Source organism: Nonomuraea sp. NPDC049625, assembly GCF_040675285.1.
Lineage (GTDB): Bacteria > Actinomycetota > Actinomycetes > Streptosporangiales > Streptosporangiaceae > Nonomuraea > Nonomuraea angiospora_A.
The window spans coordinates 96,016-114,118 of the sequence record NZ_JBFAOQ010000017.1; the positions used below are offsets into that span (position 1 = coordinate 96,016).

3 protein-coding genes (1 of these 3 cut by a window edge) are annotated in these 18,103 nt (G+C 70.9%); all 3 read left to right on the forward strand.

Annotated elements, in window-relative coordinates; translation table 11 throughout:
- Tightly spaced (at most 26 nt apart), the 3 genes in view from AB0J87_RS49800 to AB0J87_RS49810 form a layout consistent with a single transcriptional unit that may run on beyond the window.
- On the forward strand, positions 1-14,138 hold the 3' portion of the coding sequence (locus tag AB0J87_RS49800; RefSeq protein ID WP_363979387.1) for an SDR family NAD(P)-dependent oxidoreductase. The gene continues 13,288 nt to the left of window position 1, outside the view; the window shows 14,138 of its 27,426 coding nt (coding positions 13,289-27,426); the start codon falls outside the window, past its left edge; it ends in the stop codon at positions 14,136-14,138.
- A gap of 26 nt (positions 14,139-14,164) precedes the next feature.
- Positions 14,165-14,983 carry a hypothetical protein gene (locus tag AB0J87_RS49805; protein ID WP_350742348.1) on the forward strand — a complete coding sequence of 273 codons (819 nt, stop codon included), beginning with the start codon at positions 14,165-14,167 and terminating at the stop codon, positions 14,981-14,983.
- Between the two features lie 2 nt (positions 14,984-14,985).
- Positions 14,986-18,063 (forward strand): amino acid adenylation domain-containing protein, encoded by a 3,078-nt coding sequence (locus AB0J87_RS49810; RefSeq protein ID WP_363979391.1) that lies wholly within the window; start codon positions 14,986-14,988, stop codon positions 18,061-18,063.
- Positions 18,064-18,103: the final 40 nt, after the last annotated feature.

Consider the following 18,103-nt stretch of genomic DNA (forward strand, 5'->3'; position numbering starts at 1 on the left):
CGAACATCGGTCACACGCAGGCCGCCGCCGGGGTGGGTGGCGTGATCAAGATGGTCATGGCGATGCGGCATGGCCTCATGCCCCGGACCCTGCACGTGGACGAGCCGTCGCCGCACGTGGACTGGTCTGCGGGGGCGGTCGAACTGCTGACCTCGGACCGCCCGTGGGACCTCCAGGACCGCCCGCGCCGGGCCGGAGTCTCGTCCTTCGGCGTCAGCGGCACCAACGCCCACGTGATCGTCGAGCAGGGCCCGGCCGCCGTCGAGCCCGTCGGCGAGGACGACCCGTCGATGCCCGCCGTGCCGTGGCTCATCTCGGCCAACGACACCGCAGCGCTACGGGAGCAGGCGGGCAGGCTCGCGGACTGGGCATCGAGGGATGACGTATCGCTTGCCGGAGTCGGTAAGGCGCTTGTCTCCACGAGAGCGGTGCTGGAGCGGCGTGCGGTCGTGGTTGGCGCTGATCGTGACGAGCTGCTGGCTGGGTTGCGGGCGCTGGCCGAGGGTTCCTCGGAGGTGGTGGCTGGGGGCAGGCTGGCTTTGTTGTTCGCCGGCCAGGGCAGCCAGCGAGTCGGGATGGGCCGGCAACTCGCCGAGACGTTCCCAGTCTTCGACGAGGCGCTGGAGGAGATCAACCAGCTCCTGCCGATCCGCGAGGTCATGTTCGACGACCCGGATGGGGTGTTGAACGAGACCGGGATGACCCAGCCGGCGCTTTTCGCCTTCGAGGTCGCGCTGTATCGGCTGTTGGAGTCCTTAGGTATCCAGGCGGATGTGCTGGTCGGGCATTCGATCGGCGAGATCGCCGCCGCGCACGTGGCCGGAGTCTTCTCGCTGGCTGATGCATGCGCGCTAGTGGCGGCCCGAGCCCGGCTGATGCAGGCCTTGCCGGCCGGCGGTGCGATGCTCGCGATTGCGGCACCGGAGGCGGAGGTTCTGCCCCTGCTGGAGGGTCGGGTGGGGATCGCGGCGGTCAACGGTCCGGCTGCGGTGGTGATCTCCGGCGACGCCGAGGCGATCGCGCAGATCGAGGAGCGCGTGAGCGTTCGGACGCGCAGGCTGCGGGTCTCGCACGCCTTCCACTCGCCGCTGATGGAGCCGATGCTGGCTTCCTTCGAGCAGGCAATCTCTGGCCTGACCTACCACGAGCCCACTCTTGCGATCGTCTCCAACCTCACCGGCCGACTGGCCGAGCCGGGGCAGCTGACCAGCCCGAGCTACTGGGTGGAGCACGTGCGGCAGGCCGTGCGGTTCGCCGACGGAGTGGAGGCTGCGGAGGCTGACTGCTTCCTGGAGGTCGGCCCGGATGGAGTGCTGACGGGACTGGCTCAGCAGAGCATCGCCGATGGTGTGTTCATCCCCGCCACGCGCAAGGACCGGGACGAGGTTCGCGCGCTGGTCGAAGCGCTCGGCCGACTGCACACCCACGGCATCATCGTGGACTGGGACGCCTACTTCGCCTCCGTCCCCGCCCGGCACGTCGACCTGCCCACCTACGCCTTCCAGCGCCGGCGGTACTGGCTCGACGCCGGATACGCCACCGGTGACGTCGCCTCGGGCGGTGGGCTGGCGGCTGTCGAACACCCGCTCCTGACCGCGACCGTCCCCTCTCCGGGGACGGACACCCTCACCCTCATCGGCCGCCTGTCACCGGCCACGCAGCCATGGCTGGCCGACCACGTGGTGGGCGGCCGGGTGGTCGTGCCTGGCTCGGCACAGGTGGAGCTGGCGGTAAGGGCCGGGGACGAGGCCGGTTGCCCGGTGCTCGACGAGCTCACCCACCAGACCCCGATGGTCCTGCCCGAGCGGGGCACCCTCCATCTCCAGGTGGTGGTCGGAGCCGCCGACGAGTCGGGACGCCGGTCGGTGACGATCTACTCGAGGGCCGAGGACGCCACGGACTGGAGCCAGAACGCCCAGGGAACGCTGGCCCCGGCCGCCGCCGTACCCGGCTTCGATCTCACGCAGTGGCCGCCGCCCGGCGCGCAGTCTCTCGACGTGGGCAGCGTCTATGAAGACCTCGCCGCGACCGGCATGGAGTACGGCGGCGCCTTCCAATGCCTCAGGGCCGTCTGGAAGAGCGACGACGCCGTCTACGCCGAGATCGCGCTGCCGGAGCACACCGAGACCCGGCGGTTCGGCCTGCACCCGGCGCTGCTCGATGCCTCCCTGCACGCCATCCCCATGTCCGGGCTGCTGCCGCAGGCCGAACCGGGACGACCGTACATCCCCTTCGCCTGGAGCCAGGTGGCGCTGCACGCCGACGGTGCGACGGTGCTACGGGTCAGGATCGCGCCCACGTCCGGCCCCGGTGTGGTCGCCCTGACCATGGCGGACGCCGCCGGCGTGCCCGTCATGGAGGTCGGCTCGCTCACGCTGCGCCCGAGCTCCGCCGACCAGCGGACGACCGGTTCCAACAGCCTGTTCCAGATCGACTGGGTGCCGGCTGGTGGCCGTACCTCGCAGAACGACCTCCAGTACGAGATCTTCGACGTACCCGTGACCGAGGCGGGAACCCCGGAGGCGATCAGGCACGCCACCCATGCCGCGCTGGCGGCGGTGCAGGAGACGCCCGCGCGCGTGGTGGTCGTCACGCACGGCGCGGTCGCGGCGACCCCGGACGACGTGCCGGACCCGGCGCAGGCGGCGGTGTGGGGTCTGGTACGCGCCGCGCAGGCCGAGCAGCCGGACCGGTTCCTGCTCCTGGACGTGGACGACGACTCGACGGAGCCGGTCTCCCAGGCGCTGGCCACCGGTGAGCCCCAGGTGGTGGTACGGGCCGGCCGGCTGCTGACCCCGCGCCTCAAGCGGGCAGCAGGGCCGGTTTCGGGGCCGCTTTCGGGACCAGAGCAGTTCGGGTCCGAGGGGACCGTGCTGGTCACCGGTGGCACCGGCGGGTTGGGCGCGTTGGTGGCTCGGCATCTGGTGGTGGCGCACGGGGTCAGGCACCTGCTGCTGGTCAGCCGTCGCGGTCTGGAGGCGCCGGGCGCGGCCGAGCTGGTGTCCGAGCTCTCCGACCTGGGCGCCGAGGTGGACGTGGCCGCCTGTGACGTGGCGGACCGCGGGGCCCTCGCCCGCCTGATCGTCTCGATTCCCGCCGACCGCCCGCTGACGGGTGTCGTCCACACGGCAGGTGTTCTGGATGACGGTGTCATCGCCTCCCTCACGCCGGAGCGCATCGACGCCGTCCTGCGGCCGAAGGCCGACGCAGCGTGGCATCTGCACGAGCTCACGCAGGATCTCGATCTGACCGCTTTCGTGCTGTTCTCCTCCCTGTCCGGGGTGCTGGGCAGCGCGGGCCAGGGCAACTACGCCGCCGCGAACACGTACCTGGACGCCCTGGCCCAGCGGCGCAGAGCGCAGGGCCTTCCGGCGACCTCGCTGGCCTGGGGCCTGTGGGCCACCGGCGGCATGGCGGGCGAGCTGGACGAGTCCGACCTGCGCCGCCTCGAACGCGGCGGCATCACACCCCTGCCCATCGCCGACGGGCTGGCTCTGTTCGACGCTGCGGTCAACGGCGACCGCGCCGACCTGGTCCCGGCTGCGCTGAGCATGCCGGCGCTGCAGGCCCAGGCGCAGGCGGGCACGCTGCCCGCGCTCCTTCACGGGCTGGTCCGCGTGCCTGCCCGCCGTACCAGCACGACCACCACCAGCGCGAACCCGGCCGATCTCCTGCAACTGGTCCGAAGCCAGGTGGCCACGGCGCTCGGGTTCCAGAGCGGCGACGCGGTGGAGCCGACCAAACGGTTCCAGGAGCTGGGCTTCGACTCGCTGACCGCCGTGGAGTTCCGCAACCAGCTCAACGCCGCGACCGGGCTGCGGTTGCCGGCGACGTTGGTGTTCGACTTCCCGACGGCTGAGGCGGTGGCGGAGTTCCTGGCGAGTGAGTTGGGCGGTGGGCAGACCTCGCAGGCCGTGGTGACCGCCGCCTCGGTGGTGGATGAGCCGATCGCGATTGTGGGGATGGCGTGCCGGTATCCGGGGGGTGTGGTCTCGCCGGAGGGTTTGTGGGAGTTGGTGTTCTCGGGTCGGGATGCGGTTGGGGAGTTCCCGGTTGATCGGGGTTGGGATCTGGAGAGGTTGTATGACCCGGATCCGGACAGCCGTGGGACGTCGTATGCGCGGCATGGCGGGTTCTTGTATGACGCGGCGGAGTTCGATTCGGGATTTTTCGGGATTTCGCCGCGTGAGGCGTTGGCGATGGATCCGCAGCAGCGGTTGTTGCTGGAGACCTCTTGGGAGGCGGTTGAGCGGGCGGGGATCGATCCTCACGGGTTGCGGGGGAGTCGGACGGGTGTGTTCGCCGGGGTCATGTACCACGACTACGCGCCCCAGCTCTCGGCCGTGCCCGGCGAGCTGGAAGGGCTCATCGGCACCGGCAGCTCCGGCAGCATCGCCTCCGGCCGGGTGAGCTACACCCTGGGCCTGGAAGGTCCGGCCGTGACCGTGGACACGGCATGCTCCTCCTCCCTGGTGGCGCTGCACCTGGCGGTACAGGCCCTGCGATCGGGTGAATGCGACCTGGCGCTGGCCGGCGGCGTCACCGTGATGGCCACACCGAGCACCTTCATCGAGTTCTCCCGGCAACGGGGCCTGTCGCCGGACGGGCGCTGCAAGGCGTTCTCGGCCGCCGCTGATGGCACCGGCTGGGGTGAGGGTGTCGGCATGCTGCTGGTGGAGCGGCTGTCGGATGCCCAGCGCAACGGTCACCGGGTGTTGGCGGTGGTTCGGGGCTCGGCAATCAACCAGGACGGCGCCAGCAACGGCCTGACCGCGCCGAACGGCCCTTCCCAGCAGCGGGTGATCCGCCAGGCGCTGGCGAACGCCGGGCTGTCGGCCGGGGACGTGGACGTGGTCGAGGCACATGGCACCGGAACCGCTCTGGGGGACCCGATCGAGGCCCAGGCGCTGCTCGCCACCTATGGCCAGGAACGGGACCAGCCTCTCTGGCTGGGGTCGATCAAGTCGAACATCGGCCACGCGCAGGCCGCGGCGGGCGTCGCGGGCGTGATCAAGATGGTCATGGCCATGCGGAACGGGGTTCTGCCGCAGACGTTGCACGTGGACGAGCCGTCGCCGCATGTGGACTGGTCGGCCGGTGCCGTTGAGCTGCTGACCGAGGCGCGGCCGTGGCAGGAGAACGGGCATGCGCGTCGTGCGGCGATCTCTTCGTTCGGGATCAGCGGTACGAACGCCCATGTCGTGCTGGAGGAGCCTCCCGCTTCGACAACCGAGACCGGTGGCGCGGAGTTGCCGGTGGTGCCGTGGCTGGTGTCGGCCAAGGACCCGCAGGCGCTTCAGGCTCAGGCGGCTCAACTGGAGTCGTGGCTGTCGGCGCGGCCGTCGCTCTCGGTGTCGGACGCTGCTTGGTCGTTGGCCACGGGGCGGGCCGTGTTGGAGCAGCGTGCGGTCGTGGTGGGTGCGGATCGTGACGAGTTGTTGGCCGGGTTGCGGGCGCTGGCCGAGGGTTCCCCGGAGGTGGCGGCCGGGGGCAGGCTGGCGTTGCTGTTCGCCGGTCAAGGCAGCCAGCGGGTCGGCATGGGCCGGCAGTTGGCTGAGGCGTTCCCGGTCTTCGCCGAGACCCTCGAAGAGATCAACCTGCTCCTGCCGATCCGTGAGGTCATGTTCGACGACCCGGATGGGGTGTTGAACGAGACGGGGATGACTCAGCCGGCGTTGTTCGCCTTCGAGGTGGCGCTGTATCGGCTGCTGGAGTCCTTCGGGGTCCGCGCGGATGTGCTGGTCGGGCATTCGATCGGCGAGATCGCAGCCGCTCACGTGGCCGGAGTGTTCTCGCTGGCCGATGCGTGCGCCTTGGTGGCGGCCCGAGCCCGGTTGATGCAGGCTCTCCCGACCGGCGGTGCGATGCTCGCGATCGCGGCACCCGAGGCGGAGGTTCTGCCGCTGCTGGGAGACCGGGTGGGGATCGCGGCGGTCAATGGCCCGGCTGCGGTGGTGGTCTCCGGAGATGCCGAGGCGATCGCGGAGATCGAGGGGCGGGTGAGTGTTCGGACGCGCAGGTTGCGGGTCTCGCACGCTTTCCACTCGCCGTTGATGGAGCCGATGCTCGCCGACTTCGAGCAGGCCATCTCCGGTCTGACCTACCACGAGCCCACTCTCGCGATCGTCTCCAACCTCACCGGTCGGCTGGCCGAGCCGGGGCAGCTCACCCGTCCTGGTTACTGGGTGGAGCACGTGCGGCAGGCCGTGCGGTTCGCCGACGGAGTGACAGCTGCCGGGGCGAGCCACTTCCTGGAGGTCGGCCCGGATGGGGTGCTGACGGGGCTGGCTCAGCAGAGCATCGCCGACGGCGTGTTCGTTCCCGCCACCCGCAAGGACCGGGACGAGGTTCGCGCGCTGGTCGAGGCGCTCGGCCGGTTGCACACCCACGGCATCGCCGTGGACTGGACGGCGGTGCTGACCCCGGCCAGGCACGTAGACCTGCCCACCTACGCCTTCCAGCGGGAGCGGTACTGGGTGCCCGCCGCACAGGACACCGGCGATGTGGACGCCGCCGGGCTGGGTGCCATCGATCACCCCGTACTCCGTGCCGCCATCTCGGCGCCGGACTCCGACACTCACACCTTCACGGGTCGGTTGTCGCTGACAACGCAGCCCTGGCTGGCCGATCACCAGGTCAACGGCCGGGTGGTGGTGCCGGGTGCGGCGCTGGTGGAGCTGGCGGTGCGGGCCGGGCATGAGCTGGACTGCCCGCAGTTGCGGGAGCTGACCATCCAGGCGCCGTTGCTGGTGCCTGCCGAGGGAGGCGTGCACATCCAACTGGTCGCCGGGCCATCCGATGAGACAGGCGCTCGTCCGGTGAGCATCCATTCCCGCAGCAACCAGGCGGGGGAGTGGGTGCAGCACGCGCAAGGCCTGCTCGCCGACCAGGCCGAGGAGCCGGTGTTCGACCTCGCTCAATGGCCCCCGGCCGGAGCAACTGCGATTGACGTCGAGCAGCTGTACGACGACCTGACCGCGAGCGGACTGGAGTACGGGCCGCTCTTCCAGGGCTTGACCGCCGCCTGGCAGCAGGGAAGCTCGGTGTTCGCCGAGATCACGCTGCCGGACCAGGCGCACGCCGAGGCGGGCCGGTTCGGTTTGCACCCGGCCTTGCTGGACGCGTCCCTGCACGCTGCCGCGTTGGGTGACGTGGTGCCGAGAGCGGAAGCCGGGCGGCCGTATCTGCCGTTCGCTTGGAGCGGGGTGTCGCTACATGCGGCCGGCGCGAGCGGCCTGCGCGTCAAGGTGAGCGCGACTGGCGAGGCGAGCATCACGTTGAGCATCGCCGACGAGAGCGGCGCGCCGGTGGCCGAGGTCAATGCGCTCACCCTGCGAGCTCCGTCCGCCACCGAACTCAGCGCGTCCGAGACCCAGGGCTTGCTGCATCAGCTCGACTGGGAGGTGGTCCCGACAGCTCCGGCGCAAGAGGCGCACCGGTGGGTAGTGCTGGGGTCCGATGACCTGGGCACGGGGACCGAGACCCGGTCGGATCTGGCCTCCGTTCAGCCGCCCGAGGCGGTCCTGGTCGCGTGCCCGGCCGTCGGCCAGGATGTGCACGCCACGACCCACGCGACGCTGGAGCTGGTCCAGGAGTGGCTCGCCGACGACCGCTTGACCTCGTCCCGGCTGGTCGTCGTCACACGTGACGCGGTGGCGGCCGGTCCGGAGGATGTGCCGGATCCGGCCCAGGCGGCGGTGTGGGGTCTGGTACGGGCCGCGCAGGCCGAGCAGCCCGGCCGGTTCACGCTGCTGGATCTGGACGCGGAGCCGCTGCGCGCAGAGACGATCGATCAGGTCCTGGCCACGGGCGAGGCCCAACTGGCCGTCCGAGCCGGTCAACTGCTGGCCCCGCGCCTCAAGCGGGCAGCAGGCCCGGCTTCGGGGCCGGAGCAGCTCAGCGGGCCGCTGTTCGAGGCCGAGGGGACTGTACTGGTCACCGGTGGCACCGGCGGGTTGGGCGCGTTGGTCGCCCGGCACCTGGTGATCACGCACGGGGTCAGGAACCTGCTGCTGGTCAGCCGCCGGGGCCTGGAGGCGCCCGGTGCCGCCGCACTCGTGGTCGAGCTGGCCGAGCACGGCGCGAACGTGTCGGTGGCCGCCTGCGACGTCGCCGACCGAGACGCCCTCGCCCGCCTGATCACCTCGATCCCCGCCGAGCACCCGCTGACGGGTGTCGTCCACACGGCAGGTGTTCTGGATGACGGTGTCATCGCCTCCCTCACGCCGGAGCGCATCGACGCCGTCCTGCGGCCGAAGGCCAACGCGGCGTGGCACCTGCACGAGCTCACACGGGACCTCGATCTGACCGCGTTCGTGTTGTTCTCCTCGGTCGCCGGGGTGCTGGGCAGCGCGGGCCAGGGCAACTACGGCGCGGCCAACGCATATTTGGATGCGCTGGCGCACAACCGCAGAGCGCAGGGTCTCCCGGCCACCTCGCTGGCCTGGGGTGTCTGGGCCACCGACGGTATGGCCGGCGAGCTCAAGGAGTCCGACCTACGCCGCATGGAACGCGCAGGCGTGAAGCCGCTGTCCATCGACGACGGGCTCGCACTCTTCGACACCGCAGTGTCGTCCGGGCAGGCGCTGCTGATCCCCGCACGGTTCGTACAAACCCGGACCAACGGGCGCACCCCGGTGCGTCGTGCCGGCAGCGCCAACGGCCTCGCCCAGCGTCTGACCGCGCTGGACCCGGCCGAACGCCGAGCGATGCTGACAGACCTGGTCCGCGGCAGCGCGGCCACGGTACTCGGGTTCGCAGACGGGTCCGCCGTCGACCGGCAACGCCAGTTCCAGGATCTCGGCTTCGACTCGCTGACCGCGGTCGAGTTCCGCAACCAACTCAACGCGGCCACCGGACTTCAGCTCCCGGCCACCCTCATCTTCGACTACCCGACCGCTGAGGCGGTGGCGGAGTTCCTGGCGGGTGAGCTGGTCGGCGGGCAGACCTCGCAGGCCGTGGCGGCCACCACGACGGCGACGGACGAGCCGATCGCGATCGTCGGCATGGCGTGCCGGTACCCAGGTGGCGTGACCTCGCCGGAGGGCCTCTGGGAGCTGGTGGCGCAGGCCCGGGACGCGATCGGAGACTTCCCGACCGATCGCGGCTGGGATGTGGAAGGGGTGTACGGGCCGGAGCCCGGCACGCCGGGCAAGACTTACACGCGCCTGGGCGGGTTCCTGTACGACGCCGCCGAGTTCGACCCTGTGTTCTTCGGGATTTCGCCGCGTGAGGCGTTGGCGATGGATCCGCAGCAGCGGTTGTTGCTGGAGACCTCTTGGGAGGCGGTTGAGCGGGCGGGGATCGATCCGACGGGGTTGCGTGGCAGCCGGACGGGTGTGTTCGCCGGGGTGATGTACCACGACTACGGGCTGGGCACTCCGGCGAACACCAGTGGCGGGAGTTTGGTGTCGGGTCGGGTCTCTTACACGTTGGGGTTGGAGGGTCCGGCGGTGACCGTGGACACCGCTTGCTCGTCGTCGTTGGTGGCGTTGCATTGGGCTGCGCAGGCGTTGCGGTCGGGGGAGTGTGATCTGGCGCTGGCCGGTGGTGTGACGGTGATGTCGACGCCGGGGATGTTTATCGAGTTTTCGCGGCAGCGGGGGCTGGCGGCGGATGGGCGGTGCAAGGCGTTCTCGGCCTCGGCGGATGGTACGGGCTGGGGTGAGGGTGTCGGTGTGCTGCTGGTGGAGCGGCTGTCGGACGCTCAGCGCAACGGTCATCAGGTGCTGGCGGTCCTCAAGGGGTCGGCGATCAACCAGGACGGCGCGAGCAACGGGATCACAGCCCCGAACGGTCCTTCCCAGCAGCGGGTGATCCGCCAGGCGCTGGCCAACGCCGGGTTGTCGGCCGCCGATGTGGACGTGGTCGAAGCGCACGGCACAGGCACCAAGCTCGGCGACCCGATCGAGGCCCAGGCGCTCCTCGCGACCTACGGCCAGGAACGGGACCAGCCGCTGTGGCTCGGTTCGCTGAAGTCCAACATCGGTCACACGCAGGCTGCAGCCGGTGTGGGTGGCGTGATCAAAATGGTCATGGCCATGCGGAACGGGGTGCTGCCGCAGACCTTGCATGCGGACGAGCCGTCGCCGCACGTGGACTGGACGGCGGGCGCGGTGCGGCTGCTCACCGACGCGCAGCCGTGGGAGCAGAACGGGCACGCCCGTCGTGCGGCGGTCTCCTCGTTCGGGATCAGCGGTACGAACGCCCATGTCGTGCTGGAGGAGCCTCCCGCGCCGACAATCGAGACCGGTGGCGCGGAGCCACGGGTGGTGCCATGGCTGGTCTCCGCGAGAAGTCGCGAGGCCCTTCAGGCTCAGGCGTCTCGACTGGCGTCATGGCTGGAGGAGCGGCCGGAGCTGAAGACGGCCGATGCCGCGTGGTCGTTGGCCACGGGCCGGGCCGTGTTGGATCAGCGTGCGGTCGTGGTGGGCGCTGACCGTGACGAGCTGCTGGCCGGGTTGCGGGCGCTGGCCGAGGGTTCCCCGGAGGTGGCGGCTGGAGGCAGGCTGGCGTTGCTGTTCGCCGGTCAAGGAAGTCAGCGGGTCGGGATGGGTCGGCAGCTCGCTGAGGCGTTCCCGGTGTTCGCCGAGACCCTCGAAGAGATCAACCAGCTCCTGCCGATCCGTGAGGTCATGTTCGACGACCCGGATGGGGTGTTGAACGAGACGGGCATGACGCAGCCGGCGTTGTTCGCCTTCGAGGTGGCTCTGTATCGGCTGCTGGAGTCCTTCGGCATCCGCGCGGATGTGCTGGTCGGTCATTCGATCGGGGAGATTGCCGCCGCGCATGTGGCCGGAGTGTTCTCGCTGGCCGATGCGTGTGCGCTGGTGGCGGCTCGGGCTCGGTTGATGCAGGCCTTGCCGACCGGTGGTGCGATGCTCGCGATCGCGGCACCCGAGGCGGAGGTTCTGCCCCTGTTGGAGGGCCAGGTCGGGATCGCAGCGGTCAACGGCCCCGCAGCCGTGGTGATCTCCGGCGACGCCCAAGCAATCGCTGAGATCGAGGAGCGGGTCAGCGTTCGGACACGCAGGCTGCGGGTCTCCCATGCCTTCCACTCGCCGCTGATGGAGCCGATGCTCGCCGACTTCGAGCAGGCCATCTCCGGTCTGACCTACCACGAGCCGACGGTCGCGATCGTTTCCAACCTCACCGGCCGCCTGGCCGAGCCGGGCCAGCTGACCACTCCGAGCTATTGGGTGGAGCACGTGCGCCAGGCGGTGCGGTTCGCCGACGGGGTTGCGGCTGCGGAGGCCGGTTGCTTCCTGGAGGTCGGCCCCGATGGGGTGCTGACCGGGCTGGCCCAGCAGAGCATCTCCGACGGGGTGTTCATCCCCGCCACCCGCAAGGACCGCGACGAGGTCCGCGCGCTGATGGAGGCGCTCGGCCGATTGCACACCCACGGCATCGCCGTGGACTGGACAGCGGTGCTGACCCCGGCCAAGCATGTCGATCTGCCCACCTATGCCTTCCAGCACCAGCGGTACTGGGTGCCGGCCAGTCTGGAGTCCGGTGATGTGGACGCCGCCGGGCTGGGAGCCATCGAGCATCCGATGTGGAGTGCGATGACCGAGGTGGCCGGTGGCGCGTCGGTCATCTTCACCGGCCGCCTGTCCCTCACCTCCCAGCCCTGGCTGGCCGATCACCAGGTCAACGGCCGGGTGGTGGTGCCGGGTGCGGCGCTGGTGGAGCTGGCGGTGCGGGCCGGGCATGAGCTGGACTGCCCGCAACTGCGGGAGCTGACCATCCAGGCGCCGTTGCTGGTGCCGGCCGAGGGAGGCGTGCACATCCAGCTGGTCGCCGGACCATGCGACGAGTCAGGCGCCCGCCCCATAAGCATCCATTCCCGCAGCAGCCAGGCCGCGGAGTGGGTGCAGCACGCCCAAGGCCTGCTCGCCGACCAGGCCGAGGAGCCGGTGTTCGACCTCGCTCAATGGCCTCCGGCCGGTGCGGCTCCGGTTGATGTCGAGCAGCTGTATGACGGCCTGGCCGCGGACGGGTTGGAGTACGGGCCGCTGTTCCAGGGACTGACTGCGGCCTGGCGGCAAGGAAGCACGGTGTTCGCCGAGATCACGCTGCCGGAGCAGGCGCACGCCGAGGCGGGCCGGTTCGGTTTGCACCCGGCCTTGCTGGACGCGTCCTTGCACGCGGCCGCGCTGGGCGACGTGGTGCCGAGACCGGAGGCAGGACGCCCGTATCTCCCGTTCGCCTGGAGCGGGGTGTCGCTGCACGCGGCCGGCGCGAGCGGCCTGCGCGTCAAGGTGAGCGCGACTGGCGAGGCGAGCATCACGTTGAGCATCGCCGACGAGAGCGGCGCGCCGGTGGCAGAGATAGGCACCCTGGCCCTGCGTGCCCTGTCCACCACCGAGAACCGAAGCTCGCTGCACCAGCTCGACTGGATCGCGATCCCGCCCGCGGCCGGCTCGCAAGCACCTCGGTGGGCCGTGCTGGGTCCCGACGACTTCGGAACCGGCGCGCAGACGTATCCCGACCTGGCCTCGATTCAGCCGGTGGAGGCGGTCCTGGTCGCGTGCCCGGGCGCCGGCCAGAACGTGCACGCCACGACCCACGCGACGCTGGAGCTGGTCCAGGAGTGGCTCGCCGACGACCGCCTGGCCTCGTCCCGGCTGGTCGTCGTCACCCACGGCGCGGTGGCCGCGACCGCGGACGACGTACCGGATGCGGCGCAGGCGGCGGTCTGGGGTCTGGTACGGGCCGCGCAGGCCGAGCAGCCGGGCCGGTTCGTGCTGCTGGACCTGGACGGCGACACACCTGAAGACGTGATCGGCCGGGCGCTGGCGTCGGGCGAGTCGCAGCTCGCGGTGCGGGCGGGCGAGCTATGGGTGCCACGCCTGGGCAGCGCCACGGATCTGGAAGATCAGGACCCGGTGTTCGGGCCGGAGGGCACGGTGCTGGTCACCGGTGGCACGGGCGGGCTGGGCGCATTGGTGGCCCGCCATCTCGTCACCGAACACGAGGTCAGACGCCTGCTGCTGGTGAGCCGTCGCGGCCCGGAGGCGCCGGGCGCGGCCGAGCTGGTCGCCGAGCTCTCGGAACTCGGTGCCGAGGTGGAGGTGGCGGCCTGCGACGTGGCCGACCGCGAGGCGCTGTTCGGGGTGGTGGCCTCGGTGGCGGACTCGCTGACCGGGGTGGTGCACACGGCCGGTGTCCTGGACGACGGCGTGATCACCTCCCTGTCGGGCGAGCGGCTGGACGCGGTGCTGCGGCCCAAGGCCGACGCCGCCTGGCACCTGCACGAGCTCACGCGAGGGCTCGATCTGACCGCGTTCGTGCTGTTCTCCTCGCTGGCCGGCGTGCTGGGCAGCGCGGGCCAGGGCAACTACGCCGCCGCCAACGCGTACCTGGACGCCCTGGCGCACCACCGCAGAGCCCAGGGTCTCCCGGCGACCTCCCTCGCCTGGGGCCTCTGGACGACCAGCGGCATGGCGGGCGAGCTGACGGAGACCGACCTGCGCCGCATGGAACGCGCGGGCGTGCAGCCCCTGACCACTGAGGAGGGATTGGAACTCTTCGACGTCGGCGTCCGCTCCGGCCGCGCCGCGCTGGTCCCCGCGAAGTTCACCAAGGCCGGGACCCGTACCCGGCCACGCCGTGTCCGCCCGGCCCAGGGACTGGCGGAACGGCTGGCCACGATGGAGCCGGACCAGCTGCAGGACACCCTGGCGGAACTCGTCAGAGGCCAGGTCGCGGCGGTGCTCGGGTTCGCCGACGGGTCGGCGATCGAGCCGGGGCGCCAGTTCCAGGATCTCGGCTTCGACTCCCTGACCGCGGTCGAACTCCGCAACCAGCTCAACGCGGCCACCGGACTGCAGCTCCCGGCCACGCTCATCTTCGACTACCCGACTCCCCACGACCTGACGCGATTCGTACTGGAGCAGCTCTTCCCGGCCGCCGCGGCCAGGACGGCCGGGCCCGCCGCGGTCCGGAGCGACGCCGAGGTGCGGCAGCTCCTGACGACCATCCCGATCTCACGGCTACGTGAGGCCGGGCTGCTGGACAGCCTGTTCCGCCTAGCCGGCCCGGAGGAGGACGGAGAGCCGAACGGCAGGACCGAGGAGATCGACAGCATGGACGCCGACCTCCTGATTCAGCTCGCCCTTGAAGGCGGGAGTTCCTAGGCAGAACTCCGATCAAAGGAATGATCATGACCCTGGTAACCACTTGGACGACGCTCAAAGCATCCAACTCGGCGGACCTCGTCCTCTGCGTCGACTTCACGGAGACCGGCCGCGCGGAGGCGGGCTTCCCCGAGCTGGTGGCGAACATTGACTATGACGCGACCTTCTGGCACGTGCGCCCGCCCGCCGTGGCGCCCGGTTGCGGGATCGACGGTGCCGCCTATGTCCGTTCCTGGGTGGAGCCCATCAAGGAGAGCGGCAGGAAGGTCCACGCGGTCATGGGCTACTGCGTGGGCGCCGTCTACGCGACCGAGCTCGTCGACCGGCTGGCCGAGCTGCAGGGCTCGACGCCCGAGCTGATCCTCTTCGACCCGGAGCCAACGAGCCTGGAGAACGTCTACTTCCAGTTCGGCAAGGTCTTCGGCATCCTCTCCTCGATCCTGAACGAGGAGGACGTCGCCCAGCTCCGGGAGACCATGGACACGACGCTCCAGGTCGAGGGGATCACGGTCGAGGGCTACGCCGCCCAGCTGTATGCCACCTTCCGCGAGGTCGGGCACCGCGCGTTCGAAAGGGCCGGGTTCGACCCGGAGTACTCCGAGGAGATGTGGGAGACGTTCAGCGCCTTCCTGGCCTTCCTCACCTACGCCGACCACCTGGACCCCTGGGAGGGGTGGCTGCGCGCCATCGCGGTGAGCTCGTCCAACCCGCGGAACGGCCTGAACCGGCTGCGTGACTCCGGTCGCACCGTCGTGGCCGAGGAGCTCAGGTTCGAGGAGGGCCACGACGTGCTGCTCACCTCGGACGAGGTCGCCAGGGCCGTCACCAAGCTGCTGGAGAGATGATCATGGAGCAGATGCTGGGTCAGCGCGCCTCGCGCAAGGAGCAGGCGCTGTGGATGCTGGAAGAGCTGGTCCCCGGTACCGGGGTGAACAACCTGGGCGTGGCGTTCAGCGTGGCGCGGCTGCCGAGCCGCACCCTCATGCTGGACGCGATCAACCACGTCCTGCGCCGGCACGAGATCCTGCGCACGGTCTTCGGGATCGAGGCCGAGGGCATGACGCGGGAGGTCCTGCCGCCCGAGTACGCCGAGCTGCGCTTCGAGGAGGGCGGCCGGGGAGCCACGCGCGAGTGGCTGACGGAGTTCGTGGCCCGGCCGTTCCGGCCGGACGGCGAGCTCCTGGTGCGCGCCGCCGTCCTGGAGGAGGAGGCGGGCGAGGTCTACTGCCTGGCGATCCACCACTCGATCTTCGACGGGCTGTCGTCCGCGCTGCTGATGAACGAGCTCGCCGCGACCTACAACGCCCTCGCGGCGGGCGAGTCGCCGCCGCGCGACACCGTGCCGGCCTGGGAGGAGCCGGCCTCCGACCCGCGCAGCCGGGAGTTCTGGCACGACAAGCTGGACGGGTTCCGCGCCGACGAGCTGGACCTGTGGTGCGAGCAGCCGGAAGCCTCGCAGGTCACCCTCCTGGGCGACGTGGTCAACTGGGAGCTGTCCCCCGCCGCTCGCGACGCGGCGCGGCGGATGCAGCGCGAGCTGCGGGCGCCGGAGTCGGTCGTCCTCATGGCCGCGTACGGCGTGCTGCTCGCCGCCCACGGCGCCGGCCCCGATCTCACCATCGGCTCGCCCATCAGCGTGCGGACGCCCGAGGCCGCCACCCGGCTCGGCTACCACATCAACGTGCTCACCCTGCGCACCCGCGTGCAATGGGCGAACAACTTCCGCACGTACACGCGGCTCACCCGCCGCACGTTCATGGAGGCCATGTCGCACGCCGACCACCCGGTGGACGACCTGCTGGAGATCGTTCCGCGCGACGGCTGGCGCAACAACCTCTTCCGGCACACCTTCAACTACGTGCCCGCCGACCTGTCCGCCGAGTTCATGCTGGGCGGGCTGCGGGCCGGGCAGGTGGTGATCGAGAACGGCTTCAGCAAGTTCGACCTGGAGTTCTTCGTCACCTCCACCCCCGAGGCGATCAGGATCAGGACCGCGTTCTGCGTGGACGTCCTGGACCGGGCCGACGTGGAGCTGCTGCTGGCCCGCTTCGACGAGCTGCTCGTCACGCTCGCGGAGCAGCCCGACACGCCGCTCGCGGACCTGCCCGTCTGGTGCTACCAGGACCGGGCGGCCATCGAGCTGGCCAACGCCACCGAGCGCGCCGTGACGCCGGCGACCGTACTGGACAAGATCGCCCGCCAGGTCTCCGCCGCGCCGCCGGAGGACACCGACGCGGTGCTCGACGGCGAGCGCCGCGTCGGGTTACGCCGCCTGTGGGCCGCAGCCGAGGCCACCCGCGACGAGCTGCGGGCCGCCGGCGTGGGCAGGGGCGACGTCGTCGCGCTGCTCGCGCGGCGCGGTCCCGAGCTGGCCGCGGCCGCCGTCGGCGTGTGGCTCGCCGGGGCGGCGTACCTGCCGCTCGAACCCGACCACCCGCAGCAGCGGCTCGACTACCAGCTCGACGACGCGGGCGCCGCCGTGGTCCTCGCGGGCGAGGGGATCGTCGTCTCCGGCGACCGTACGGTCCTGCCGCTCGTGCCCGTCGACTCGGTGACCCCGGTCTCCGGCACGGTGACGGCGTTCAGCAGCGTCAGGCCGGAGGACTGCGCGTACCTCATCTACACCAGCGGCTCCACCGGGCTCCCCAAGGGCACGCTGATCGACCACTACAGCCTCGCCAACCTGATCGCGCACTTCGCGCACCAGTTGGCCGTGAGCGCGGAGGACACCGTGCTCTGGCTGACCACGTTCAGCTTCGACATCTCCGCTCTGGAGCTGTTCCTGCCCCTGACGACGGGCGCGCGGCTGGCCGTCGCGCCGGACGACGCCCGCACCCAGGGCGAACCCCTCGCGGAGGCGCTCCGACGCTACGAGGTCACCGTCGCCCAGGCCACGCCGACCACCTGGCGTCTGGTCATCGACCAGGTGGCCGGGCAGCTGGCCGGCCGCCGCGTGCTCTGCGGCGGCGAGCCGATGCCCGCCGTCCTGGCCAAACGGCTGTCCGCGACCGGGTGCGAGCTCTACAACGTGTACGGCCCCACGGAGACCACGATCTGGTCCACCTCCGGCCGCATCGACCCGGTCGCCGACCGCGTCGACGTGGGCGTGCCCATCGCGAACACCAAGGTGTACGTCTCCGCCCCCGACGGCCGCCCGCTGCCGATCGGGACCCGGGGCGAGCTCTGCATCGCCGGCGACGGGGTGGCCATCGGCTACCACAACCGCCCGGAGCTGACCGCCGAGCGGTTCGGCGAGCACCCCCAGTACGGCCGGTCCTACCGCACGGGCGACCTGGCCCAGTGGACGTCCGACGGCCGGCTGGAGATCCTCGGCAGGCTCGACCGCCAGATCAAACTGCGCGGCAACCGGATCGAGCTCGCCGAGGTCGAGGGGGTACTGCTGACCCACCCGGACGTCAGGGCCGCCGCGGTCGTGGTCGTCGGCGACCCCAGCGCCGACGCCGTCCTGTGGGCCTTCGTGGTGGCGCCGGAGCGCCCCGAGGTCACCTCGGAGCTGTGGGAGCACGCCAGCGCCTCCCTTCCGTACGCCGCGACCCCCCAGGAGTACGTGACCGTGGACGCGTTCCCGATGACGGGCAACGACAAGGTCGACTACCCCGCCCTGCGCTGCCTGGCCACGGAGCTGCGCGACGCCGAGAACAGTGTGGAGGAGGAACTCCCGTCCGAGAGCGGGGACGAGCTGGTCGACTCCCTGGTGGCGCTCTGGAAGGTCATGCTCAACCGCACCGATCTCGGCCCCAACAGCCACTTCTTCGCGCTCGGCGGGCACTCGCTGCTGGCGGTCAAGCTGCTGCAGGAGATCAAGCGGGAGACCCAGATCCGGCTCAAGCTCAAGGACATCTTCGAGGAGCCGACGCCGGCCGGCCTCGCCCGGAGGCTGCAGGCGGCCGGCGCGAACCTCTGACGAACCCGCGGCCGGGTCCGCACCCGGCCGCGGGCGTGAT